We start from the raw sequence: 24,454 nt of genomic DNA on the forward strand, positions 1-24,454 counted from the left end.
TGAACTAGAGGCGTTTTTATCTGGGGATAGATTAGAAATGAGGTATATATGAAGCTGTTTATTCTAAAATATTGGAGGAACATATGTAGCTACATATTAATTATAATAGGGGTTATTTTTATTAATAAGTCCTTTTTATTTTGTATGGTAGAAGGAATTTCGATGCAACCTACTTTGAATGAAAAAGATTATATACTTGTTAATAAGGTAAACGTCTGTTTATCGTCTTTTCATCATGGAGATGTTGTCATTATAAAAAAAGAAGACGAGCCTACTTACTATGTGAAACGAATTATTGGATTATCGGGGGATAATATACAACTAAAAAAGGATGAGGTATTTATTAACGGTAAAAAGCGTGATGAGTCGTATATAAATTTAGATATGTCACAAGTATCCAATCGTTTTTCAAATTTTAGAGAAATAAAAGTTCCTACGCATAAATTATTTGTGTTAGGTGATAATCGTAATCATAGTAAAGATAGTATGAATACACTTGGACTTATTGATGAGTTAAATATAATAGGTAAAGTAGAAATGGTATTTTATCCATTTGATCATATAAAATGGATAAAATAATTCTATTAGCTATTCACGTTTTATAAAATCAATCATATATTAATAGCATAGGACAAGCAGAAAAGTTTGTTCTAACCTCACAGAACACTCCTTATCACGGTTAGGCATCTACATAGGTAGATGCTTTTTTTATGTTGATGACTGAAAATTATTTATCAATATAATGTAGCAAGCATATTAGGACTATTAGGGGAAGATTACTTGTACAAATAACAGTATGCTTAATTAAAACAATGAAATGTAAGGAGTGAGGAATAAGTGCTAAATATTTTAGTGGTTAATTTTCCAGCAGAGGGACATGTAAACCCTACATTAAATTTAGTAAAAGCTTTTACTAAACGAGGGGATAACGTACATTATATTACAACGGCAAACTTTAAGGATAGAATTGAAGATTTAGGAGCTACTGTACATATTCATCCGGATCTATTAAAAGAGATTTCTATTGATGCTGAAACCTCATCTGGGTTAAATGCTTTCTTTCATGTGCATGTTCAAACTTCTTTATATATATTAGAAATTACGAAACAATTATGTGAAAGTATAAATTTTGATTTCGTAATTTATGATATATTTGGCGCAGGAGAGTTAGTAAAGGAGTATTTACAAGTTCCAGGTGTAGTGTCCTCACCTATATTTTTAATTCCGCCAGAATTTTTGAAGACATTACCTTTTCATCCAAATGCAGATATGCCATTCCAACCAGAGGAAATCTCTGAAAAATTACTAAATCAGATGGAACATAAATTTGGAGTAAAACCAAAGAATAATCTTCAATTTATGAATAATAAGGGTGATGTTTGTCTCGTATACACAAGTCGCTATTTCCAACCTAATAACGAATCGTTCGGAGAAAATAACATTTTTATTGGACCGAGTATTTCAAAGCGTAAAACAAATATAAAGTTTCCACTGGAATCACTTAAAGAGAAGAAAGTTATTTATATTTCAATGGGAACACTGCTTGAAGGACTCGAACCATTCTTTAATACTTGTATTGATACTTTTTCAGATTTTGATGGGATAGTTGTAATGGCAATTGGTGATAGAAATGATATTTCTAAAATTAAGAAAGCACCAGATAATTTTATAATTGCTCCATACGTACCACAATCAGAAATATTAAATGAAGCAGATGTTTTTATTACACATGGCGGTATGAATAGCGTACACGATGCCATTCATTATAATGTCCCATTTGTAATAATACCGCATGATAAAGACCAGCCAATGATAGCGCAAAGATTAACTGAGCTTGAAGCGGCACATAGACTATTGAAAGAACATGTTAATGTGCACACTTTAAAAGAGGCCGTAACAGATGTTCTTTCAAATGAAAAGTATAAACATGGTATAAGAAAACTTAATGATAGCTTTTTAGAATGTGGTGGTTCAAAAGAAGCAATTGCAGTTATTGAATCTCTTTTAAATAAAGTAAAACTTTAATCGGTAGGGATTTTACTACCCATAAATAGCGGGATAAATAGTCGTAACTGTATACAAGCATAGAGGTTCTCACCTTTATGCTTGTATATTCTTATCCAGCAAATTGCACAGCAGTATTTGCATGTAAAAAAGCAGTATCAAAAACGGGAACAGTAAGATCATTTTGGGAGATGAGTAAAGGTATTTCAGTACAGCCTAATAATATACCTTCAGCGCCGTTTTGAATTAATGATTTTGTAATTTGTAATAACTTTTCTTTAGATGTTTCTGAAATGATCCCTCTACTTAATTCATCTAATATGACATGGTGGATAAAGGTTCTTTCCTCTTCATTTGGGATAATTGTCTCAATGTTATATTTCGCTAATCGTGATTTATAGAAATCTTGCTCCATCGTTTGTTTTGTTCCTAATAGTCCGATACGTTTTATATTCTGTTCTACCATTTCTTTAGCACTTACATCACCAATGTGAAGAAGCGGGATAGATATTGCTTGTTCTACTTCCTCGGCAAATAGATGTACGGTATTTGAACACATTAATAAACATTCAGCCCCAGATTTTTCAACTTTCTTTGCAACTGTAACTAGTTCATTTTTCACTTCTTCATATTGATGGTTTTGTAATAAAGTAGTTACTTCACCAAAATCCATACTATATAAAACTAACTTTGCATTTTGATCGTATTGAGATAGTGTAAGCGTATTAATATGTTTATAGTATAATGATGTAGATTCCCAACTTAATCCTCCAATCAATCCAATAACTTTCATAATGCATTCCTCCCGAAACGATTTTGAATTCATTATTTCACAATTCCGATAAGAATACAATGATTTAAATGCACTGTTTAATAAAAAATAAAAATAGTAAGAAAAGTGTTGAAATTTACATTCTTTAGTGCCATAATACGAATTACAAATTAATACTTATCCAGAGAGGTGGAGGGAACGGCCCTAAGAAACCTCAGCAACCCCTATGCAATTTTATAGGAAGGTGCTAATTCCGCAGAGGACACGATGTGTTTTTTGAAAGATAAGAGGATTCTTGAACGTGAAAGAAAATGACCTCTTATGTAAGAGGTCATTTTTTTGTTGTATAGAAAGGGAGTGTCGATGCATAATTCATTTTTAAATTAAATATAGAGTAATAAAAGTTGACTAATACGAGAGGGGAATTGTCATGAACAAATTATCAACAAAGTTAGTAGTAGCAATTGGTATTGGAGCAGCATTATACGGGATATTAGGACTTTGGGGGTTTTCTATTGCACCGAATACATTTATTAAACCAGCATTAGCTATATTAACTGTTTTTGGAGCATTATTTGGTCCAGTGGCAGGACTGTTAATCGGACTTATCGGTCATACCGTAACAGATACGATTGCTGGCTGGGGTATTTGGTGGGGCTGGGTTATTAGTTCAGGTATTATTGGTTTTTCAATGGGTCTTATTCAAAAAAGAGTTGGCTTTAGTGTGAAAAACGGGTCGTTTAACAAGGGGGATATTTCTTATTTAGCAATTACTGGGCTAGTTGGTATTGTCATTGCTATTATATTTGCTGGGGCATTCGATATTATTGTGATGGGAGAACCATTTGACAAAATTGTTATACAAGTATTAGGAGCAACAATTTCCGATGTTATCGTTTTCTTAGTACTTGGATTGCCACTTACAATTGGCTTGGCCAAATCTAATAAGAAACATACACATTTAAAAATTGAAAAGTAGGGATGTTAACATGCAACCAATTATTTCGTTTGAACAATTTACCTTTCAATATGGGCATGCTGCGCAGCCTACTTTAAGTGATATTACCTTTCATATATACCCTGGGGAAAAAGTACTAATTGCTGGACGAAGTGGTTCAGGAAAGTCGACATTAGCTCATTGTATAAATGGGCTAATCCCATTTTCTTACGAAGGGACTAGTACAGGTAACGTTTTAATTGCCGGTAAAGATCCGAGGGAAGGAAGTATTTTTGAACAAAGTAAGCAGGTAGGAACAATTTTGCAAGATCAAGATGCTCAATTTATTGGTCTGACAGTAGAAGAAGATGTAGCTTTTTATTTAGAAAATGAATGTGTAAAGCAAGATGACATGAAAAAGATTGTTTCGGACTCATTAAGAAAGGTGAAGATGCATACGTTTCATAAACAAAGTCCACATGAATTATCAGGAGGTCAAAAGCAAACAGTTTCTCTTGCTGGTTTATTAACAACAAATGCGGATATATTATTGTTCGATGAACCGTTAGCGAACTTAGATCCACTAAGCGCCGTACATACGATAGAACTTATGAAAGATATACATGAGCAATATAATAAAACGATTGTTATTATCGAACATAGGATAGAAGAAATTTTAAAACTGGATTTAGACAAAGTTATATTAATTGATGAAGGTAAAGTCATTGGGATAGGAACACCAAAAGAAATCTTAGCGTCAAATATATTGCCACGTATTGGCTTAAGAGAGCCTATTTACATCGAAGCATTAAAGAGATTACATTTTGATCGTAATAATGACGTAATATATCCAATGGAAAACCTTCAAAAAGAAAAGGTAGGCAACGTTCTAAAAGAGTGGATGGAGAAACAAGTCATATTAAAAGGTAATACGAAAAACAAGGAATTACTTAAATTGGAGAATTTATCATTTTCATACCCTAATAAACAAAAAGTATTAGAAAATGTAAACCTTTCAATATATGAAGGAGAAATTGTGGCACTGTTGGGACATAATGGAGCAGGGAAATCCACATTAGCTCATAGTCTTATAGGCATAAACAAAATAAAAAATGGGAAAATCTTGTTAGAAGGTGAAAATATTAGTTCTTGGTCTATTCGTAAACGTGGGAAAATCATATCTTACGTGATGCAAAATCCAAATCATATGATTACACAGCCTACTGTTTTTGAAGAAGTTTCATTTACATTAACATTACATAATTTTTCTAAGGAAGAAATTAAGAATAGAGTAGAAGGAACTTTAAAAATTTGTGGTTTATATCCATTTCGTAATTGGCCAATTCAAGCACTAAGCTATGGGCAAAAAAAGAGATTAACAATCGCATCTGTATTAACAACAAATCCTAAACTTATCATATTGGATGAACCGACAGCGGGACAAGATTATTATCATTATAAACAATTTATGTCGTTTATTAAAAAACTAGCTAAGAAGGGTATTTCATTTATTTTTATCACTCACGATATGAATCTCGCACTAGAATATGCAGACCGTGCAGTAGTTCTACATGAAGGGAAATTTATTGCGGATAATACAGTGTCTAATGTATTTGGTGATCAAGAAACGTTACAAATAGCTAACTTAAGAGAGACTTCTTTAACCAAGCTTGTTAAATTTAGTGGGATTGCATGTCCGGAAAAATTTATGGAACTTTATTTAGATAGTAATAGGAGGGAGGAAGGTGCATAGTACATATTTTCATCGTATGGATGGGGTAGTGAAATTGTTTTTATTTATTTTTTGTATGACGCTTACTTTTTTGTTTTTTGATTTTCGGGTGTTGCTAATATTATTTATTATTGGGTGTATTGGACTCAGCGTTGCTAAAATTCCATTTCGTAAAATTTTAATTGTTTTTAGTGTCATATTTACATTTAGTTTATTAAACTCTGTCATGATTTTATTTATTACACCAACTCATGGATCTGAATTAACTGAATCATATACCGCGTTTTTACATATTGGATATGCAACGATTACATATGAAACATTATTTTATGCAGCTACACTTTCATTAAAGTATTTTACGTTATTACCATTTACACTTCTTTTTATTTACACGACAGATCCAAGCGAATTTGTAAGTAGCTTAAGTAAACTTGGTATTCATTATAAGATTACATATGCAGTAAATATTGCACTACGATATATTCCTGACATCCAATCTGAGTATAAAATTATTAAACACGCGCAAGAAGCGAGAGGAGTGGCTTTTGAAAAAGGAGAAGCAAGTTTATGGGTTCGTATGAAGAATCGCGTTTTAATTTTCTGGCCTCTAATCATTCATTCTCTAGAAAGAATAGATACGGTTTCAAATGCAATGGATTTAAGAGGATTTGGAAAGAAGGATAAACGTACATGGTTTTATACAAGTAAGGCGAAACGTGAAGATTTTATCGCTTTATTTGCCGGTGTTTTCATATTCATTGTTGCGGTATATTTAAAAGTAAACGTATTTCAAAACTTTTGGTATCCATTTTAAAGCACTCTTTAAACGAGTGCTTTTACTTATTTTTATGTAGACATGCTCAAAAAAGGGATATATACATAATGTATAATACGAACCAGTTAAAATGATCAACTACCTATTAGTTTTCAAACCAAAAGGAGGAGAAAATATGAGTTACGGTGGTTCTTGTGGTTTTGGTGGAGGTTTTGCTTTACTAGTTGTGTTATTCATTCTATTAATAATTGTAGGATGCAGCTGCTGGGGCGGAGGATACTAATTTTTAATTAGTCTTCACAAATGTAAACTAAAAAAACATTGAAGATACTTATGTATCGAAACAAATAAAAAAGGAGCGACTATGCTCCTTTTTTATTTGTTTTAATGCGTATTCTTATTATATTTCGGGAACGTAATCGTTAAAGTCGTTCCTTTACTAACGATACTTCTGATTTTTAAACTTCCATGCATCGTCTCAATAATCTTAACAGCAACCATCGTACCTAAACCGGTTCCTTTTGTTTTTGTACTAAAATACGGTTCACCGAATCGATGTATTTGCTCCTGTGACATTCCAACTCCGCTATCTTCAATTCGTATTTCAACTTTACTATTATTGATAGATGAGGAAATATTTAAGGTACCACCATTAGGCATTGCTTCAATACTGTTTTTTATTAAGTTTAAAAAACATTGTTGAAAGTGTTGTTTATTACCAACAATGGTTGCCTCAGAAAAATCCTGTGTAATATGTATCGTATTCATATTACACAATGGCAATATCATATTAATAACTCGATTTAACTCTTGTTTTACTGAAATTTGATCTAATTTTTCTGGAGAAGGTTTGGCAAACGTTAAGTAATCATCGATAATTTCTTGGGCACGATTTAACTCTTCAAGTATATGTTTAATATATTCGTCTCTTGATTCAGGAGTTAAATTTGGTGTTTTTAAAAGCTGTGTAAATCCTTTTACAACCGTTAAAGGATTCCTTACTTCGTGCGATATACTTGCAGCGAGTTGGCTAACAATCTCCATTTTTTCCATTTTAATTAATTTTGAGCGCATTAATACAGCATCTTTTATAACTTCATTTATATAAACAATAAATAACATTAAAGTAGTCGGTAATACCATGAAATAAATAATATACAAATTATTCACTTCAAAATCTGATAAAGTTAATACAATTACAGTTGTAAATATTGCTAGGAAAAAGGTTAAAAACATGGAAAAAGCTACTTTAAGCTTTCTATTATATGTATTAAATTTTGAAGATGCGAGTGCTGTAACGATGAACATTATTCCGTAAACAACGACTGTTAGCATATTAAAGCCATAAAATATAAATCTTGTAATTAATAAAATTGTAAACAATATGATACCGACAGGGAATCCACCATAAAGCGTACCTATTATGACCGGAATTTGTCTTAAATCATGAATACAACTTTCATCCATATAGATAGGGTATCGCATACATAAAATAAGCGGGATACTAGAACAAAGGGTAATCAGTAATATTTTGTATTTTTTCAAATAATGCCTGCTATCATATATGAAATAAAAAACAAATATACTACATAAAATGTATAGAAGATTATTTAATACGTTTTGATTAATATAAACAAAGTCCATAATATTTGCCTCGTTATTCTGAATTTACTTAACATATGTATTATACATAATAACATATGTTAAGGTGAATAAACCTTGTTAATACAAGATTTGTTTGGCTTTTTGTTATAAAATAAAAACATTTTGAAAACGTTAGCTATCCAAAGATACTTTTACTAAAATTTTTTACTCCTTCTTCCTGCATGTTCGGTAAAACATGAGAATAAATCCTAAGAGTTAATGAATACACGGAGATTTCAAAGAGTTGTAGACAAGTTTTCCAATTGGGATACAGCTGAAGAATTGTGTAAGGCAGCGAGGGATAAAAAAGAAATAATTCCAGTAAGGGTTTATTTGGGAGGTGGTTTTAAAACTGATGTTGTCGAGTACATGCGGTAGTAAAAGGGAGATGGACATATGAAAAAAGTAGAAATTGATGTTAGTAGCAACAAACTTTTAATAGTTTAGGATGGAAATGTAACAGTAGTCAATCCACCAATGAGCGGATTTGGTGAGCAAGTCACGGTTTAGATAAACGGTAAGGTTGATCGTGTAGATACTAAGTTTACTGAAAAGATAAAATGATTATTTTTAGAAAGATACCCAGACGGATTTAGTCGAGAAGCTAGTCAAAATCGCGTAGATGTGAAGTGAAAATCGTAAAAAAAAGAGTCATGAGCGGAAAGGCTCATAGCTCTTTGTATAAGGGTAATGGTTTTATAGGTAAATATTATTATTAAATTCTAAAAAATTCAATGTTAGTAAATTAATTGGTATGTGATTTGGGTTTTATAGAAAGAGATCAGCTAACAACAGCTAGCTGATCTGCAGGTTCTGTAAGACAAAACAGAAAAGAATATTAACAGAATATAGAGGTTTATCCTGGTTGTTTGAACGTAGTTAAAGAAAGAATATCACATACTATCAATTTTAATAAAAACTATCTGTGGCTTTCACTTCTTTATTTTATTCACAAATAGTTCCAGTAGCTATTCCGGTTGGAGCGACACCTACTGGGACATTAGTGATAACAGTATTCGTAGCAATATCAATAACGGAAACAGTATTACTAGCTTGATTTGTAACATATGCTCGAGTGCCATCAGGTATGATGGTTACTTGATCAGGGGATAAACCAACAGAAATTGTATCGATCACAGTATTTGTCGCCACATTTATTACCGATACATTATTGCTAACTTTATTTACAACGTAAATAAGGTTTCCACCCGGTGTAATATCTATGCCAACAGGTTCAGTACCTACGTTAATTGTATTAATAACTGCATTGGTAGCGGTGTTAATAACAGAAACCGTATTGCTGTTTTGATTCGTGACATACGCACGAGTACCATCTAGTGTAAACACGATTATTCTAGGACGAATACCAACAGGGATGGTAGCAATAACTGTGTTGGTAGCAGTATTAATGACAGAAATTGTGTTGCTTAATTCGTTTGCAACATATGCAAGGGCACCATTTGGGGAAACAGTAATCCCTTGTGGAGCGATGCCAACAGGAATGGTATTAATAACTGTGTTTGTTGCCGCATTAATGACAGAAACCGTATTATTACCATGATTTCCAACATAAACAGTTGTGTTATTTGGAGAAACAGCTACACCTATTGGATTAGTTCCAACAGGAATGGTAGCGATAACAGTATTAGTAGCAGTATCAATAACGGAAACGGTATTAGAAAAAATATTAGTAACATAAGCACGAGCTCCATTTGGTGAAACTGTTACTTCAAGTGGTGCATTACCTACAGTAATAGTATCAACTACTATATTTGTTCCGGTGTTAATTACAGATACTGTATCATTTGTAGGGTCATCTATGAGTCCTGCATTTGTAGCATATACTAGGAAATTACATGCAGGTCCGGTTGGCCCAGTAGGTCCGGTCGGTCCAGTAGGTCCCGGTGGACAATCACAATCTCCAGTAGGTCCCGGTGGTCCTTCCGGCCCTTGGATTCCTTGCACTCCTTGAGGTCCAGTGGCTCCTGGTGGTCCTTCCGGCCCTTGAATACCTGACACACCTTGAGGTCCAGTGGTTCCCGGTGGTCCTTCCGGCCCTTGAATCCCTGGCACACCCTGAGGTCCAGTGGCTCCTTCCGGCCCTTCCGGTCCTTGAATTCCTTGTACACCTTGAGGTCCAGTGGGTCCCGGTGGTCCGGGAATTCCCATTCCGGTCCCTGAACCAGTAGGTCCCGGTGGTCCCGGTGGCCCTTGAATCCCTTGTACGCCTTGAAGTCCTTGAGGTCCCGGTGGTCCTTCCGGCCCCTGAATCCCTGGCACGCCTTGAGGTCCAGTGGCTCCTTCCGGCCCTTCCGGTCCCTGAATCCCTGGCACACCTTGAGGTCCCGGTGGTCCTTCCGGCCCTTCCGGCCCCTGAATACCTGGCACGCCTTGAGTACCCTGAGCTCCTCTAGGTCCAGGAAATCCTCTAGGTCCAGTGGCTCCAGTCGGCCCGGGTGTTCCGATGTTACTTAATAGCGAACTATTCAAGATTCCTTGTAAAATTAAGTTGAAAGTTTGTTGTAATAAGGGGTCCGATATATTTGAACAACTTATAAGTGAAGACAAGCTTTGGAATAGAAATTGGAATAATGCTGAGATTTGAGTGAGAGATGCGGTAGGTAAAGAATTAATTAATTGGTTTATAGTTCTTATAACTAAATTTCTATTTGGTGTATTTGGTTGTATTGCTATTAATAAATCATTTAATGCCTGTAATGCTAATTGGAGTATTTGTATAGTTGTTGGATTTGGTGTTGTGAAAAAAGAAAGGATGGCTTGATTTAATTGATTTATTATTTGCAATAATTCTTGTTGTTGAGAATTCGAGAAAAAAACAGGTGTACAGCAATTACTTTGATCACAAGGGGATATAGAAATAAAGCAGGGTTGCTGAAATTTATCACACGAATTTTGGGAATTTGATTTTCGATTATATCTCATAAATACCTCCTTTTAAAAAATGAATATTAAGTAATTTTTGATAAATTATTAGCAACTGAGTTTGTAGGTATATGTTTAATGTGAAATGTTTTTTCCTTCAAAGTATATGCCAATAAAATGGAGGTGTTCATATGGGATATATAATCAATACTTGGTTGTTAGGAGGATGTTGTAATCATAGGAAAGGAAAGGAAGGTTACAAAGTTTATAGACAAGCGATTGTATTTTAAAAAGCGTTATTGTAATAAAATTTGAAGTTTATTAAAAAGAAGGAATGAAGGAAGATGTAAAAGATTTTGAAAGATCCATAAAAAAGAATTCAGTAAAACTCTGAATTCTTCTACACGTATTTTTATTTGTTAATCCATTTAGAAATAATAGGATAATGAAAGTCTTTTTCTTGTAGCACATATAAAATTCCTTTTATAGGTCCAAAAATTAACAAGAGAAACAGTATTAGATATAAAGGAGCTACCCCGAAAATAAACAAAGCGTTATTTGAAGCCAAGTCTAAATTAGACCAAAATAGCATTAAGATTCTTATTATGAAAAGATTCCAAATTACTGTGATTATCCAAATGAATAGTTGGTAAAAAACAGCTTCAAGGATATTTTTTTGAATGTTTTGTGATTTGTATACAAAATAGAAAACCAAAGGTATATAAAAAATTGTGACACTAAAGAAAATAAGAATAAAAAAAGATAATAATGTAAGAAAATGCATAATTAATTTTATGTTCTTTTCTTTTCTTGAGTTAGGATTATTAAGGTCCTCCTATATTTATGAGATTTGTTGTGCCTATTAAAATATGTACTGTTGGTAATTATAACATGAAAATGGATTGTAATAGAATAATGCATTAAAAAGAACAAGTAATAAATTAAACAAAAGCTTTATTTTATTATAGATAAATAGGTGACTCAGCAATTGTGCTAGCCGAGTCACCTAGTACTATGGAACCAAATAATGTTCTTTTTCTATATGTAGTTATGTGGAGTTCTTAGAGGCTAGCCCAATAGACAGTTAAGGGATAAATAAAATCATTTTAGAGAGTTTTACATTTTATTATGTTAATGCTACAACAGCAAGAGTTAAGCCCAACGTATTTAATGTATTAGAATATGGTCCTACATTAACAGTAAGGGTACTTGTTATACCTGAAGGTGTAGTGAAAATAGCGGGTGCTGATACAGAAGTGAATCCTGCAGTATATCCCAGAGAAGTACCAGAGCCAATGATTGGATTATTATTAAGATACATAGTGATACCTGCCGAATTACCTCCTGGTTGAATGATAACTTGCACTTCATAGATTACCAAATAGGTTCTTCCACCTTCAAGTAAAACAGTTGTTGGTGGTGTGAATGAGATTGCCGTACCATTAGAATTTACCACGGTATCTAGTGGAATCGCAGAATTTACAGAGACTATTGATGGGGTAGTTTGAACAACATTTAAACTGTTAGCCGTGGGGGATGGACAAGTGCAAGGTTTGTGAATGTTAGAGTTATTATCATTTTGGTAATTCACAAATAATCAAGCCCCTTTGCGTAAGATAATTTTTTATCCTATATAAAACGTAGCTTTTTTGTATCTAAGTGATTTTTAATAAGTTTTTAAAGATAAGTCGAATATTGTTGGTCAGTTAACTTTTAAAAGTATTTGATACTCTGGAATTTAAAAGTGCATCTGATAAATATATATGAATGTTTTTTAAGGACATTACTGTAAGTTAGGAAACATAATAAAATAGTTATTTTGTTAAATAAAAACACATGCACAAAAATTGTGCATGTTCAAAAAAGTTATGTCTTGTCTATGTAAATATATGCTTAACTAATATATACCGTGTGTATGTTTGAACAAAATGGTTATTTATTAACAAATATAAAGAGCGCTTTTTAAGATGCTCCATGACCAAGATGTGTATCGAGAAGGATACTAAAAGATTAATAATGAGATGATCATGATTATTGTATGTACATTTCTAATGAATGTGAAGTCTTTAAATGCAATCAAAAAGAGCACGCATATAAGCATGCTCTTGGACAAGAAAGGTAGATTTCTATGAGTGGATATCTCCATACAATACTATATGCTTGTCCAGTTAAAAGGTGAAAAGTTTTAATGAAATCTTTATTTTATTAATTTGTAGGTTGATACAGTTCCACAAACGAAAAGAACCAAGTAAAAAAGTCTTTGTAGTAGACCTGCAGGTAAGGGGAAAAGAAAAACAAGTGAGATAATGATTGTTATTACTATTAAGTTTAGTAAACAGAAATATGTCCATTTTCTAGTTTTTTTAAGATTCTTTGCAAAAATAAATAGTCCTGGAAATACAGTAAGCATACCTATCCAAACTAGAATAGAATGTCCAATTAGGTTTACATCTGCAGGAATTAATCCTGAGACTATAGTGGAAACTCCTATTATAATTATAAAAAATGTTGCTATTTTATTAATTTTTGTTTTTTCTAGATGTTGTGAAATATATAGTACTCCAATACAAAATGTTATTCCATTAAGAATAAAGAGTAAATTCATCCAAAAGTGATTAGGGGAGCATATTTCATAAGGAGCTATTTCGTAGGTGAATTCTCCACAGGTTGTTACACCTAGATCACTCATTGCATGATGCAAATAGTTATAAGATGCTGTAGAAGTGAAAATAAAGAAAGGTTCAATTAAAAAGTATAGGCAAGTTGCAATCCAACTAAATAAGCCAATCCTATTTGATATATACATTAGATGCCTCCTTTGATTTTGTTCATAAAGATGCTTAAAGAAGAAGTAATATTATTTGTACATTGATGGAAAGGATATTTGAACTAAAAAATGTTATAAAAATTTCATTTTGTAGAAATAAAGAAACTAAAAAAGAGCACCATGCATCAGTGCCCTTTCGGATAGGAGGTAACACTTTGAGTTGGATACTTAAAAAGTATATGGCATAGAAGAGAAATACGACCTAAAATTTATTATCAACTCAATACAAAAGAGCAGTTAACGAAGGTTAACCGCTCAGTCCTCAGAGAAAGGAAAAAGAACATTACAGATGTCAATGTGAATTCAAGCTGTATCAGCCCATTTATAGTATCGGACATAATTAAAAATTTTATTCGGATAAACTAAAAAAAGACAGCTAGCAAAAGCTAACTATCCTGATGAATAAGTAGAACGAAATGGTCATTCGTATTCAACCTTGGTGTACTTATATTGTTAACACTTTTTAGAAATTTATTCAATAAAAGAGCAGTTAGCCCAGCCTAACTGCTCCATACAGAGGTAATAATCTAGATGCATAGATATTATATGCCAAATTATTTATTTTATTCGAGACAGATTAAAGAATTTGTCCTTATTAGTGAAATATAGTTAAAGAATCTCTTTAAGAAACAGAAGCAGTAACCAAATAAAAGAGCAGCTAGCAAGAGCTAACTGCTCAACCCTCGACCAAGAGAGCTAGAGTGGGAAGAATTTAAAGCTGACTTTTTACAGTCCTATATAGTATCGGTGAAATATAGAATTTTATTCGTGTGAAACATAAAAAGGGCAGCTAGTAAAAACTAGCTACTCAGCCTTCGGGTATGAAGGGAAATCAGAAACTGTATATACATTATTAACGGAATATTGGGTTTTATTCAGGAGTTAGAGGAAAATGAATAAATTTAGACTGTTCCAACTTGGTTTTGGTCTGCAACATCAGAATCAAATGTGTTTGTTGCACTAACACCGTTAAATGTATTGAGAACAAAAGCAACGTTAGATGAACCTGAACCATTATAAGCTTTTGTATTTTCTTTTGGAGAAACGTTATAAAAATCACCTAAGTTGAAAGAACCGTTACTATTTTGCACAACCATATTTCCGACAATAGATGGCATAGCTTTCACCTTCTTTCCTAGGAAGCATTTAAATTAGTATATGGTGTATGCGTCTAGTAGTTCATTTGAAACTGAGAATTTTGAAATGAAGTTTGATTGAAAACCTAATAAAATAATCCTTTTGAAATTATATAGGTACAATTCACATCTGAGCGGCTTTTTGAATGTAAGAAGGTATTAAATTAATGAGAATGTCTAAAAATGGAAAAACTGTTTCATAAGAAGGAGTGAGAGGATTGGATAATTTATAGAAAAAGAAACTAAAAAAAGCAATTGCTCGTCGGACAAAGGTTATACAAAAATATGAGAAAGACAGAATAGATAAAGCTCGGAGGAATCTTTTTATACAGACAAGTATAATGAAATAAATATAGTCCGGATAGAAAACTAGAGGACACCAATTCATTAAAGCAGCAATTCAAGTTGTTTTAATGAATTGGTGTCCTTTTTATTTTGGAAGGGGGAGATAGGAAAATATGAGGGCACTACAAGACTAATTACGTGAGTGGAAAAAACAATTGAATCAAACAAGAAAGAAAAAAAGATATAGAGTTCAAGTAGTTGTGAGATAAATTGAAAATAGAAATTGATAAGTAAAAAGATAAATAATTAAACATGCGGATGTATTGAATGCAAATGAAATAAAAATTAAATAGGTATATTTTTAATTTTTAAGTTAAGTATAGAGAAGAAATGAATTATCTAGATATTAAGAAAGGATGGATTTTTACAATGAGTTCAAATGAATCAAATTTCAGTTTTACCAGTAACAAAGATATTGTAAAGTACCTTAATGTAAGAAAAGACCCTGTTGATTTAAGAGACAAAATGTTTCGGAGTTACTTGTTTAGTAATGAGGCGGATTTGCCAACGCAAGTCGATCTTCGTCCTAAAATGTCAGGTATAGTAAATCAATGGAATATAGGTTCTTGTACGGCAAATGCAATTGTTTCAGGGTTACGAGAATATCTATTATTACAATCAGGTCGTCCATTTACTTGCTTATCTCGTTTGTTTTTATATTATCATGAACGAGAAATAGAAGGACATATTCAGGAAGATAGTGGAGCGAATGTTCGTGATGGTATGGGGGTTCTTAAAAATATTGGGGTATGCCCTGAAGAGGATTTTCCTTATACCGAGAATTTTAGAGATAAGCCATCACCAAAGGCTGAATCAGATGCTGCACTTTATAAAATTGGAACCTACCATCGTATTCAAGATTTATCGGGATTAAAGGCTGCACTTGCTCATGGATTAGTTGCTGTACTTGGATTTGCTGTACCAAAATCTTTTATGTCAGAAGAAGTGAAAAAGACTGGTATAGTTCCAGTATCAGGAACAGATGATGTAATTGTTGAAGATGGTCAACCAGCGGGACATGCTGTTTGTGCTGTTGGATATGACGATGATAAGCAAACGGTTATTATTCGCAACAGCTGGGGAGAAGACTGGGGAGATAAAGGATATTGTTATTTCCCATATGAATTATTTAAAAATGGAATTGTGCAAGATATGTGGACAGGTCGTTAATTAGAAAAGCGATGGAAGTATGGAAACTACAAAACATGTTATGCATGCAAGTGGTGTAGAGGTATCAATGATTCCAGATGAGCTATTCTGTGCTATTCGTTATTGAGATAACGATGGTTTTGGAGAGCCAATTAGTGGTCTAGAATCAGGTAATCCAATTGAATTAGAGGGAGTCTACATTGATAAAAATCATGTATATCCTTCAATTGGAAATCCTGATGATCCAGTTTTGTATTTTACCCATCATCCAGTAGGTTTTGTTATCTACAACGGAAAAGGTATGAGTAATATTTTTGTACAAGCTGGGATTTTAAAGTGAACGAAAAACAAATATAGTCCGGCTAGAAAACTAGAGGACACCAGTTCATTAAAGCAGTCATTTAAGCTGTTTTAGGAATAGGTGTCCTTTTTATTTTGAAAAGGGAGATGGGGGGAATAAAGGTGCTAAAGGATTAATTACACGAGTGGAAAAAGCAATCAAAACAAGCAAAGAAGAAAAATAAGAAAAAGGGAAAAGAGAAATTTAGCGCTCGTGAAATTGAAGAGTTAATGGGAGTTCATGGACCACGTTATGAAAGAAGACGTGGAACAATAAGACAAAAATAAATTAAAAATAAAAAGAAGTGATCTTACATGACTAAACAGTTATCTTTTTTAACAAAAATCGATAGAACAGCAACACAATTGGTGAGAGTACGGTTTCCTCCCTTTTCCTTGCTACCGACAATGATGTGTTATGTTAACTTCATATGAATTGGTTATACATCGTTATTCCTTCGTTTCTCGCTCTATTCTATATATTTGCATACCAAGTATGTGTATATCATATATTAATACAAGTAATCATATATACCCAATCTGTATGATATATATAGATCAATACTTTAAGTAGTACAGCACTCTATTATAGTGAGAAAGGAACATCAGATTTATGAATAACCTCAACGTTCTTTGTGAACAATTTGCTAAAATACTTAATGGAAAAAGCAATATAAATCAAGGTGTTTGTTCTGTCTCCTTGCACCGTAATATCAAAGTGTTTGTTCAAGGACGACCAAGCACCTCAGTGATACCGGTCGGGATATCTTTTGAATCGTTAGATCAAAATGGTAACGCATTGAACTTTGGAGAAATTGCTATTTTACAAGAAGAAATTCCTTTATTTATGCAATCAATTGTTCAACAGGGGATTATTGTTAGTGCTTTACATAATCATTGGTTATATATGAAACCATTGATTATGTATATTCATATCCAATCTGTTGAACCACCATTAAGTTTTGCGAAAAAATTGGCAAATTCTTTTTCATTTTTAAGTAGTTATCCAATTACTGATAATGAGAGTTAATGTTAAATAAATCATATTTAGCCACTTCTTATCTTGATAATTATGTAAGTAAGCTGTCCATATGGACAGCTTATTTTATTTTTCCGCATAGCGTAGGTTATTTTACAAAATGTTGGTGGTATCCCATGCCCATCAACCTAAGATTATATAGGTTTAATTTCAAGTGAAATTATTTCATTCTTCTAAAGATCCAGTGTAAGTTCTTTAAAGATTTGCATCTCAAATAAACCAAGAGACCTTATAAATCATAATTATTTTTAACACAAAACAATTCTTTAAAATTATCAATTTTTAAATTTCGAATGGGAATTTTTCATTCTAATACCTCTTTTATTTATATAATTAAACTTTTAACGTTACTCTACAATTTTTAAAAACATGTAAATAATCTAATCCATCTTGTATCAATTACCAAAATCATCAAAAACCTACCGTTCCATCTAAAACCAGTTACAGACCTTTGTCCTACAAAAATCGGATAATACCAAAACTGCTTACCATTATTAAGCCATATATAGGTGTTTCGAAATAAACAGAATGAAATTGCTCCTGGATCAACAGCAAATGGTGAAGCTACTGATTGTTGAAGAATAAATGATGGGGGAGGAGATGTTGGGGCTTGTGAACTTTGACCTGGTCTACCTGGAAAACTAGGGATTTGAAGACCAGGGAATTGACGATCGAAGTATTGATCATAATTTATATAAGGATAATAAATTGAATCATTATATATTAAAAGTCACCTCTTTATTTTATAATTTCCTAAATTATTAATATGTAATAGAAGGCGTATTGCGAAATGAAAGACAATTGCCAAACGGTTATGTAAGAGATGCCGTTGTATATAGTATTATCGCAAGCGAATGGCCGGTTATAAAAGAACAACTATTACAAAAACTAGCAGTATATAAATAAGGAATTATGGTCAAACATATATAACCGAGATACTCTCATTTATTCGATTTGGGGGTATCTCAATTTTGTTAGCTTGATAGCGATGGGGTAGAGCCCCATCGCTATCAAGCTAAGAGAAGACAACTACCCTAAAAATGAAATTTTGTGCTAACTTGAAATAAAAAAGCTCATTTTTCTTTTTGGGTAAATCTGTTTTCTTAACATGTATGGGGACCCATATATGTTGTTATAGAATCTATATTTGTATATTCCGGAAAAAATATAAAGGAAAACGTATTAGTGTTTTTGTATTCAGGGATATATTTCTAATCAAACGAGTTTAGGAATTGGATGTGTCATTTTGTATTATGAATAACTATAGAATAGTATGGTAAAGAGACATGTAATTTCAGATCATTCAATAATTATAATGATAAGGAGCATATTAGTGAAAAAACTTACTTTTAAGGATTTGAATTCACCGGAAACCATGCGTAATCCCATTATGTTCTATAAAAACCTCATCAAGCAACAAGAGCGTTTTTTTCAAATTGATGACTTTTATGGCATGGGAGGGACATGGGTCGCATTACACTATGATGATGTGATTACTATTCTGAAAGATGCTCGTTTTATCAAAGATTTACGGAAATTCACATCACCCCATGATAAGCAACACCCAAATTCGGAAAATACAGCTGCGAGTAAACTGTTTGACTGGTTGATGAATATGCCAAATATGCTTACGGTAGATCCACCTGATCATACTCGCCTACGTCGTCTAGTCTCTAAAGCCTTTACACCACGTATGATAGAAGATCTTCGTCCCCGTATTCAGCAAATTGCCGACGAATTGTTGGTTGCTGTACAGGAAAAAGGAAAGATGGAAATTATTTCAGATTTTGCTTACCCACTACCCATTATTATTATTTCAGAGATGCTCGGGATTCCCGTCACTGATCGAAACCAGTTCCGTGAATGGACACAAATACTCATGAACGCCTCTGTGAATCCTAGTCAAGGAACTGCAGTTACAACAACACTTGAAAAGTTTATTCAATACATCGAGGTATTGCTTAACGAAAAGCGTCTAAATCCTGATGCTGATTTGATAAGCAAGCTCGTTCAAACAAAAGAGCAAGAAGACAAGTTGAGTAATAACGAGCTTCTCTCGACAATTTGGCTGCTTATTATCGCTGGACATGAAACTACAGTTAATCTAATCAGTAATGGTGTACTGGCATTACTTCAACATCCCGAACAAATGAATTTACTAAGGGAAAATCCTTCCCTGATTTCTTCCACTGTTGACGAACTATTACGCTATTCCGGCCCGGTTATGTTTATTAGCCGTCTTGCTAGTGAAGATATGACAATACATGGAAAAAGGATTCGCAAAGGTGATTTAGTTCTACTCTCTCTAACTGCTGCAAATATTGATCCACAGAAATTTACTTATCCGGAAACATTGAATATTTCACGAGAAGAGAATAATCATTTAGCCTTTGGGGCTGGTATACATCACTGTTTGGGGGCTCCATTAGCACGTTTAGAAGGACAAATTGCATTAGGTACTTTGCTACAGCGGCTTCCTAACCTTCGCCTAGCAATCAAACCGGATCAATTAAATTATAATCATAGTAAAATTCGTTCTCTTGTTAATCTGCCAGTTGTTTTCTGACCTATAATTACAATGGGCTTAAGCTGTTGTCTTTATTGGATAAAATTGTTATTTTAAAATTTTATAGTACTTCCAGAATGAAGTTTTTGCTAACTTGCAACAAAACTTTATTCTAGAGTAATTCTAAATTCTTAAGTTGATGGATGTAGGGTCCCACCACATCGCCATCAAGCTAAGATTAAGTAAAATTCCGTTCAACTAGATTTGTCGGTTTTCTAAAAGATTGATATCAGTTATCTAAAAATCTGCATACAAAATTAACCTTTATAAGGTGAATTTTGTGCAAGTTATTGAAGAATATGTGGAGATAGATATTGCTGTAGTTCTTCAGCGAACAAATGAAACTTATCTTGAATCGATAGATTTATACAAAACGCCATACTTTCTGTATTTTTTACAAAAGAATAATGCTTTCTATAAGTTATAGGTATAAATTCATCAAAGGTTTATAGTAATGTAAATTGACCCCTATAGTGTGTTGCAATTTAATAAGTTCAGATAAGTTTTTTTTAGTTGTGACTGCATTGTATAATGAAAAAGTGTGGCTTTTTGACTTTTGGTGCACGGAGAATTGTTATTATTTTCCAACGATAAAAGTTTATGTCAGAGCTACCAAGGAGAGATCATACGATGTCCGAGAAGATGCATGCTGACGAATTGAAAATTGAAGAGCGACTTGTGCGTCGTTTGCTTGTCGATCAGTTCCCCCGCTGGGCAGAGTTACCCCTTCGTAAGGTGGAGCCAGTCGGAACGGTAAATGCCGTTTTCCGACTTGGCGACGAATATTCCATTCGGCTAGCGAGAAGGGAAGGACCGACGACACCAGGAGGAAGCGAGTTCTTATGGCTACCCAAAATCGCGCCATTAGTCCCGCTTGAAATCCCTGTACCTATCGCTCAGGGGCGCCCAAATAAAGAATACCCATGGTTTTGGGAGATACATTCGTGGCTGAAGGGTGAAACGGTGCCGATAGAGGCGCTTGAAGAGATTCAGGCAGCACGCGATCTCGCAGAGTTTGTCCTAGCGTTGCAACAAGTCGATCCAACGGGAGGGCCGTTAAGACGCGGCATTCCTTTGGCCCAACGGGACAAGGACTTCCGATATTGGCTAGCACGATTTAATGGCGATCCCGCGGTGTCTGCTGTATGGGAGTCGGCTCTTTCTGCCCCTCCATGGAACGGTCCTCCTGTTTGGCATCACGGCGATCTAGATGTACGTAACTGGCTCGTACGTGATAAGCGTATTAGTGGTGTGATTGATTGGGGGACAATGGGAATAGGTGACCCTGCGTGTGATGTAATGGTCGCGTGGAAGTTGCACTCGCCAGAGGCGCGCGATGTGTTCCTTGATGCTACTCGTACGGACGGTGCTACATTGGCAAGGGCCCGCGGATGGGTCGTATCACAGGCAGTTGCAATCCTTGCCTACTACACGCCGCAAAACAATCCAACTTTGTACAATGAGGCGAAATCCTGGCTAGACCTAGTGCTAGCTCAAAAGTAATTCAGTAATTTTAAGAAAGAAACATATCTCAGTTATTCAACGGGCTTATTCAGAAAGCGAGAGAACCATAAAAATCGTTATCCTTTCAAGTATTTTACTGAAAGAATAACGATTTTTTCATTTTGGGGGAATTTTGTCTCCTTAACTTGATGGGCAAGTGGTTCTACCCTATATTGTAACAAAATGATATTAGGAAGTTTATCTAATTAAAAATCCCACTTGTAGTGGATTTTTGATGAGGTTGCTTAAATTTCTTCTAATAGTTGCTCGATTTTTTCAGCATTAATAGACCAGTTTAAATCTTTTTTAATCAAACCATCTTTTTTAAGCTGACTCAGAATAGCACTGGTCGTTTCTCGTGTAGAACCAATCATGTTTGCAATGTCAGCATGTGTCAATTTCATATTGATGGTTTGCCATTCGTTTATTCTTCTGCCAGTTTTTTCACTTAACTTCAATAATAAGTATATTAGACGGTATTTAACATCACTAAGAGCAATTTTCTCGCTTAAGCTATAAACTTCTTTTAAACGGTTTGAAAGTATATTTATAAATTTCAATGCAATTTTGGGGTTCCTTTCAATAAATCCCTCAAAATCATTCCTTGCAATTATACATAAATAAGTATCTGTCATTGCTTCAGCATAAACCTGGTCATTTGTTAAAGATAAGGTAGATGTTTCTCCAAAAATATTACCACTTGTTAAAATATCAACAGTAAACTGTTTTCCATGATGATTCATACGAAATAAGCGTACTTGACCTTTCTTTAAAAAAAATAATGCTTCAATTGGCTTATCTGGAGATAATATAATCGTTCCTTTTTTAACAGGTTTCATCTCACTTAATTCTTCAACGGTTTTAAGATCGTCCATTGGTAATTCTTCTAATAGACTAATTTGTGAAAGAAGTAATAAGTTATCCACTTGAAATCATTCCTTTCACTATTTTTATTTTCATTATACCGTTCTTTGTAATTTTTACTGTAATCTAAATTACTGCATAAAAGTAATTAATTAGTATAGTACCAGGTAGGGGTGGTTTTGTGGAGCCAGTTTTATATACAATGGATGGGTGCTTAAGCTGTTTTAAAGCAAAACAACATCTAATTCAAAGTAATATTTATTTTATAGAAAAAAACTATTTAATGATCTAAATGCTGCATTAGAAATAAGGGGTTTACTAGGAGAAGTTAATGCCAACGTATTTGTAGATGGAACCTTCATTTTAAAGGGACGTGAAATTTTAAGAGTAAAAAAATAGGGATAATCCAAATAAATGAAAAACATACATATTTTTGAGGGATAATTAATTACTATAAAAAATAAATCGAGTTATAGCGAAATTTTCGTTTATATATGGTTTGGCATAATGGGAAAAGAATCGCTAATCGTCCGTTAATTAATCTCACGTTCAACAACAAGCTATCTAATAAGATACTTCAATTTTTAAATTAGCACAGTAATAAGAACTAGCATGTGTATTTTCGTTGCAAAATATTGAATAGTTACCTTTTAAGATGTTTGTTTTTTGAACAGATTTTAAACGCAATTGCAACTATTATAGAGAAAAACAAATGAGTTCCTAAGGTCATTAATTGCTGAGGAGCAAAAGCATTTAAAAGGTTTGTTCCCATCCCCATCATTATAGGCATGATTACAAGAGGACCCACTATCCAAATTCCAACCCCAAAAACAATTGTGAGAAGTGAGAACAAGACGATTTTTAATAACGGATGTTAACAATCCGAATGTAATGCCAAAAATAATACTTATCATCATATGAATAATCCAGCCACTAAGTAAGCTGCTGCTTCCCATTATCCCTGCAATCATGGCTATCTTACCCATCATTTGCATGATTATTCCGAAAATAATCCCACCAATGATGCCACCTATAATTCCAATTTTAATTGTTTTATTAACCGAAATTTGCACGTATATCACTCCTTTTTTGTTTGCATTGTTATCGTAACAGAGTGAAAAAAACAATTCTGTAATGCTAATTACAAAAATCAGAATTAGGCAATTTCCTATCCTCTATTGAATTCAAACTAGTTGTTAGTTAAGCTTAAAAATTAACTGGTTATTAAAAAATCATTAAAAAGAGCAAGCATACAGCTTGCTCTTTTCTTATAAATAGATTTATTTAGACTTTAGATTTTTACCTATATATTGAACAATCTTTCTAAGCTCTGTCGATGTTGGACGACCAAATGGACTGGTTTGCCTCTGCTGATATAGTAGTTGTCCATTTTCATCCACAAGAAAGTACGCAGGTTCTCCATGAGTACCGTGGTCTTCATAAGGTGCATCATCACCATGATAGAAAACATCGTAAGCTTTTAAAGCAACCAGGGATTCATCTGATAAAATTGGGAACGATAAGTTGTTCTCCAATGCCATCTTCTTTAAATTTTCTAACTTGTCAGTAGACACAGTAATAAGATGTACATTTTTCCCTTCAAAGAAACCTTTACTCTCTTCAAGATCCTTCAGATCATGGACGCAAACTGGGCACCAAGCTCCTCTAAAAAAAATAATTAATTTCCAACCCTTAGATTCTTTAAGATAGGTTTCTAAAGAAAATTCCTGTCCAGTTATTTCAGGGAGTGTAAAGTTTGGAACCTTTTTACCTAATGTAAAAATAGTCATTTTGTCTCCTCCTTTTCATAAATGAATGATTCCTAAATCTTCTAATGCTAAATTACACACATTATATTATCTTAATTAGCACTTAAAATATGTAAGCATCATTACATTGCTTGAGAATATCAAAAATCACACAAATTCCAGCTGTTCAT

At 33.4% G+C, this 24,454-nt stretch carries 21 protein-coding genes, 4 pseudogenes and 1 riboswitch; of the genes and pseudogenes, 13 read left to right on the top strand and 12 right to left on the bottom strand.

Annotation, left to right across the window (positions count from 1 at the left end):
* Positions 1-48 precede the first annotated feature (48 nt).
* Both lepB and DN399_RS12850 read left to right on the top strand, forming a co-directional pair.
* Positions 49-579: a signal peptidase I gene (lepB, locus tag DN399_RS12845; RefSeq protein WP_098564262.1), complete on the top strand. Its 531-nt coding sequence runs from the start codon at positions 49-51 to the stop codon at positions 577-579.
* 258 nt (positions 580-837) lie between these two features.
* A complete protein-coding gene (locus tag DN399_RS12850; RefSeq protein WP_000932165.1) occupies positions 838-2,025 on the top strand; it encodes a macrolide family glycosyltransferase in 1,188 nt (395 codons plus the stop codon).
* Between the two features lie 91 nt (positions 2,026-2,116).
* Here the strand turns inward: DN399_RS12850 and DN399_RS12855 are convergent, their stop codons facing one another.
* A complete protein-coding gene (locus DN399_RS12855; RefSeq protein WP_063547418.1) occupies positions 2,117-2,797 on the bottom strand; it encodes an aspartate/glutamate racemase family protein in 681 nt (226 codons plus the stop codon).
* Positions 2,798-2,950: 153 nt separating this feature from the next.
* Positions 2,951-3,066, top strand: a riboswitch (SAM riboswitch).
* 140 nt (positions 3,067-3,206) lie between these two features.
* Between DN399_RS12855 and DN399_RS12860 the strand changes: the two genes are divergently transcribed.
* From DN399_RS12860 to DN399_RS12875, 4 genes are all read left to right on the top strand, one after another.
* On the top strand, positions 3,207-3,755 hold the full coding sequence (locus tag DN399_RS12860; protein WP_001038210.1) for an ECF-type riboflavin transporter substrate-binding protein: 549 nt from the start codon (positions 3,207-3,209) through the stop codon (positions 3,753-3,755).
* Positions 3,756-3,765: 10 nt separating this feature from the next.
* Positions 3,766-5,466 (top strand): ABC transporter ATP-binding protein, encoded by a 1,701-nt coding sequence (locus tag DN399_RS12865; RefSeq protein WP_149149668.1) that lies wholly within the window; start codon positions 3,766-3,768, stop codon positions 5,464-5,466.
* Complete coding sequence (locus DN399_RS12870) at positions 5,459-6,259, top strand: energy-coupling factor transporter transmembrane component T family protein (protein WP_149149669.1); 801 nt, start codon at positions 5,459-5,461, stop codon at positions 6,257-6,259. Before DN399_RS12865 ends, DN399_RS12870 begins: the two co-directional genes overlap by 8 nt.
* A gap of 136 nt (positions 6,260-6,395) precedes the next feature.
* Positions 6,396-6,503, top strand: a complete 108-nt coding sequence (locus tag DN399_RS12875; protein WP_000120182.1) for a YjcZ family sporulation protein — start codon at positions 6,396-6,398, stop codon at positions 6,501-6,503.
* A gap of 101 nt (positions 6,504-6,604) precedes the next feature.
* Here the strand turns inward: DN399_RS12875 and DN399_RS12880 are convergent, their stop codons facing one another.
* Positions 6,605-7,864: a sensor histidine kinase gene (locus DN399_RS12880; RefSeq protein WP_149149670.1), complete on the bottom strand. Its 1,260-nt coding sequence runs from the start codon at positions 7,862-7,864 to the stop codon at positions 6,605-6,607.
* A 136-nt stretch (positions 7,865-8,000) separates the two neighbouring features.
* Positions 8,001-8,087: pseudogene (locus tag DN399_RS28745) on the bottom strand (tyrosine-type recombinase/integrase); the annotation flags it as partial.
* A gap of 173 nt (positions 8,088-8,260) precedes the next feature.
* Between DN399_RS28745 and DN399_RS12890 the strand changes: the two are divergent.
* Positions 8,261-8,374, top strand: a pseudogene (locus DN399_RS12890) (DUF3954 domain-containing protein).
* A 435-nt stretch (positions 8,375-8,809) separates the two neighbouring features.
* On the opposite strand, the gene DN399_RS12895 reads toward DN399_RS12890, so the two are convergent.
* The 5 genes from DN399_RS12895 to DN399_RS12920 all read right to left on the bottom strand — a co-directional run bounded on the left by DN399_RS12895 (position 8,810) and on the right by DN399_RS12920 (position 14,692).
* Positions 8,810-10,807: a YVTN family beta-propeller repeat protein gene (locus DN399_RS12895; protein WP_149149671.1), complete on the bottom strand. Its 1,998-nt coding sequence runs from the start codon at positions 10,805-10,807 to the stop codon at positions 8,810-8,812.
* A gap of 352 nt (positions 10,808-11,159) precedes the next feature.
* Complete coding sequence (locus DN399_RS12900; protein WP_050566480.1) at positions 11,160-11,531, bottom strand: magnetosome magnetite crystal formation protein family; 372 nt, start codon at positions 11,529-11,531, stop codon at positions 11,160-11,162.
* Positions 11,532-11,873: 342 nt separating this feature from the next.
* Complete coding sequence (locus DN399_RS12905) at positions 11,874-12,338, bottom strand: hypothetical protein (protein ID WP_049107916.1); 465 nt, start codon at positions 12,336-12,338, stop codon at positions 11,874-11,876.
* 606 nt (positions 12,339-12,944) lie between these two features.
* Complete coding sequence (locus tag DN399_RS12910) at positions 12,945-13,553, bottom strand: DUF998 domain-containing protein (protein ID WP_006915381.1); 609 nt, start codon at positions 13,551-13,553, stop codon at positions 12,945-12,947.
* Positions 13,554-14,476: 923 nt separating this feature from the next.
* The gene (locus DN399_RS12920) at positions 14,477-14,692 is read right to left on the bottom strand and encodes a spore germination protein (RefSeq protein WP_001139345.1); all 216 of its coding nucleotides are present in this window, start codon (positions 14,690-14,692) and stop codon (positions 14,477-14,479) included.
* A 227-nt stretch (positions 14,693-14,919) separates the two neighbouring features.
* On the opposite strand from DN399_RS12920, the pseudogene DN399_RS12925 reads away from it, so the two are divergent.
* From DN399_RS12925 to DN399_RS12940, 3 genes and pseudogenes are all read left to right on the top strand, one after another.
* Positions 14,920-15,060: pseudogene (locus DN399_RS12925) on the top strand (DUF3983 domain-containing protein).
* Between the two features lie 364 nt (positions 15,061-15,424).
* Positions 15,425-16,225 carry a C1 family peptidase gene (locus DN399_RS12930; RefSeq protein WP_000097509.1) on the top strand — a complete coding sequence of 267 codons (801 nt, stop codon included), beginning with the start codon at positions 15,425-15,427 and terminating at the stop codon, positions 16,223-16,225.
* A gap of 931 nt (positions 16,226-17,156) precedes the next feature.
* The gene (locus DN399_RS12940; RefSeq protein WP_033692076.1) at positions 17,157-17,573 is read left to right on the top strand and encodes a DUF1259 domain-containing protein; all 417 of its coding nucleotides are present in this window, start codon (positions 17,157-17,159) and stop codon (positions 17,571-17,573) included.
* A gap of 370 nt (positions 17,574-17,943) precedes the next feature.
* Here the strand turns inward: DN399_RS12940 and DN399_RS12945 are convergent, their stop codons facing one another.
* Positions 17,944-18,306, bottom strand: a complete 363-nt coding sequence (locus DN399_RS12945) for a collagen-like protein (RefSeq protein WP_149150119.1) — start codon at positions 18,304-18,306, stop codon at positions 17,944-17,946.
* Between the two features lie 44 nt (positions 18,307-18,350).
* Here DN399_RS12945 and DN399_RS12950 point away from each other — a divergent pair.
* From DN399_RS12950 to DN399_RS12960, 3 genes and pseudogenes are all read left to right on the top strand, one after another.
* A pseudogene (locus DN399_RS12950) lies at positions 18,351-18,488 on the top strand (GNAT family N-acetyltransferase); the annotation flags it as partial.
* A gap of 427 nt (positions 18,489-18,915) precedes the next feature.
* Positions 18,916-20,148, top strand: coding sequence for a cytochrome P450 family protein (locus tag DN399_RS12955; protein WP_006919365.1), 1,233 nt, complete (start codon positions 18,916-18,918; stop codon positions 20,146-20,148).
* A gap of 642 nt (positions 20,149-20,790) precedes the next feature.
* Positions 20,791-21,651, top strand: coding sequence for an aminoglycoside phosphotransferase family protein (locus tag DN399_RS12960; protein ID WP_255478132.1), 861 nt, complete (start codon positions 20,791-20,793; stop codon positions 21,649-21,651).
* A gap of 245 nt (positions 21,652-21,896) precedes the next feature.
* Here DN399_RS12960 and DN399_RS12965 read toward each other — a convergent pair whose 3' ends face one another.
* The 3 genes from DN399_RS12965 to DN399_RS12975 form a co-directional block, all read right to left on the bottom strand.
* The gene (locus tag DN399_RS12965) at positions 21,897-22,577 is read right to left on the bottom strand and encodes a Crp/Fnr family transcriptional regulator (protein ID WP_006919362.1); all 681 of its coding nucleotides are present in this window, start codon (positions 22,575-22,577) and stop codon (positions 21,897-21,899) included.
* Positions 22,578-23,192: 615 nt separating this feature from the next.
* The gene (locus tag DN399_RS12970; RefSeq protein ID WP_255478125.1) at positions 23,193-23,588 is read right to left on the bottom strand and encodes a hypothetical protein; all 396 of its coding nucleotides are present in this window, start codon (positions 23,586-23,588) and stop codon (positions 23,193-23,195) included.
* 207 nt (positions 23,589-23,795) lie between these two features.
* Entirely contained in the window at positions 23,796-24,305 is a 510-nt protein-coding gene (locus DN399_RS12975; RefSeq protein ID WP_006919912.1) for a peroxiredoxin family protein, read from the bottom strand.
* Positions 24,306-24,454: the final 149 nt, after the last annotated feature.

The sequence above is a fragment of the Bacillus sp. AR4-2 genome (assembly GCF_008274865.1).
GTDB classification, from domain to species: domain Bacteria; phylum Bacillota; class Bacilli; order Bacillales; family Bacillaceae_G; genus Bacillus_A; species Bacillus_A cereus.

What these genes read in the sequence shown, in the direction of transcription:
- lepB (WP_098564262.1), top strand. Translation starts at nt 49, where the DNA reads ATGAAGCTGTTTATTCTAAAATATTGGAGGAACATATGTAGCTACATA.
- DN399_RS12855 (WP_063547418.1), bottom strand. Translation starts at nt 2,797, where the DNA reads ATGAAAGTTATTGGATTGATTGGAGGATTAAGTTGGGAATCTACATCA.
- DN399_RS12860 (WP_001038210.1), top strand. Translation starts at nt 3,207, where the DNA reads ATGAACAAATTATCAACAAAGTTAGTAGTAGCAATTGGTATTGGAGCA.
- DN399_RS12865 (WP_149149668.1), top strand. Translation starts at nt 3,766, where the DNA reads ATGCAACCAATTATTTCGTTTGAACAATTTACCTTTCAATATGGGCAT.
- DN399_RS12875 (WP_000120182.1), top strand. Translation starts at nt 6,396, where the DNA reads ATGAGTTACGGTGGTTCTTGTGGTTTTGGTGGAGGTTTTGCTTTACTA.
- DN399_RS12880 (WP_149149670.1), bottom strand. Translation starts at nt 7,864, where the DNA reads ATGGACTTTGTTTATATTAATCAAAACGTATTAAATAATCTTCTATAC.
- DN399_RS12895 (WP_149149671.1), bottom strand. Translation starts at nt 10,807, where the DNA reads ATGAGATATAATCGAAAATCAAATTCCCAAAATTCGTGTGATAAATTT.
- DN399_RS12900 (WP_050566480.1), bottom strand. Translation starts at nt 11,531, where the DNA reads ATGCATTTTCTTACATTATTATCTTTTTTTATTCTTATTTTCTTTAGT.
- DN399_RS12910 (WP_006915381.1), bottom strand. Translation starts at nt 13,553, where the DNA reads ATGTATATATCAAATAGGATTGGCTTATTTAGTTGGATTGCAACTTGC.
- DN399_RS12920 (WP_001139345.1), bottom strand. Translation starts at nt 14,692, where the DNA reads ATGCCATCTATTGTCGGAAATATGGTTGTGCAAAATAGTAACGGTTCT.
- DN399_RS12930 (WP_000097509.1), top strand. Translation starts at nt 15,425, where the DNA reads ATGAGTTCAAATGAATCAAATTTCAGTTTTACCAGTAACAAAGATATT.
- DN399_RS12940 (WP_033692076.1), top strand. Translation starts at nt 17,157, where the DNA reads ATGAATAACCTCAACGTTCTTTGTGAACAATTTGCTAAAATACTTAAT.
- DN399_RS12960 (WP_255478132.1), top strand. Translation starts at nt 20,791, where the DNA reads ATGCATGCTGACGAATTGAAAATTGAAGAGCGACTTGTGCGTCGTTTG.
- DN399_RS12975 (WP_006919912.1), bottom strand. Translation starts at nt 24,305, where the DNA reads ATGACTATTTTTACATTAGGTAAAAAGGTTCCAAACTTTACACTCCCT.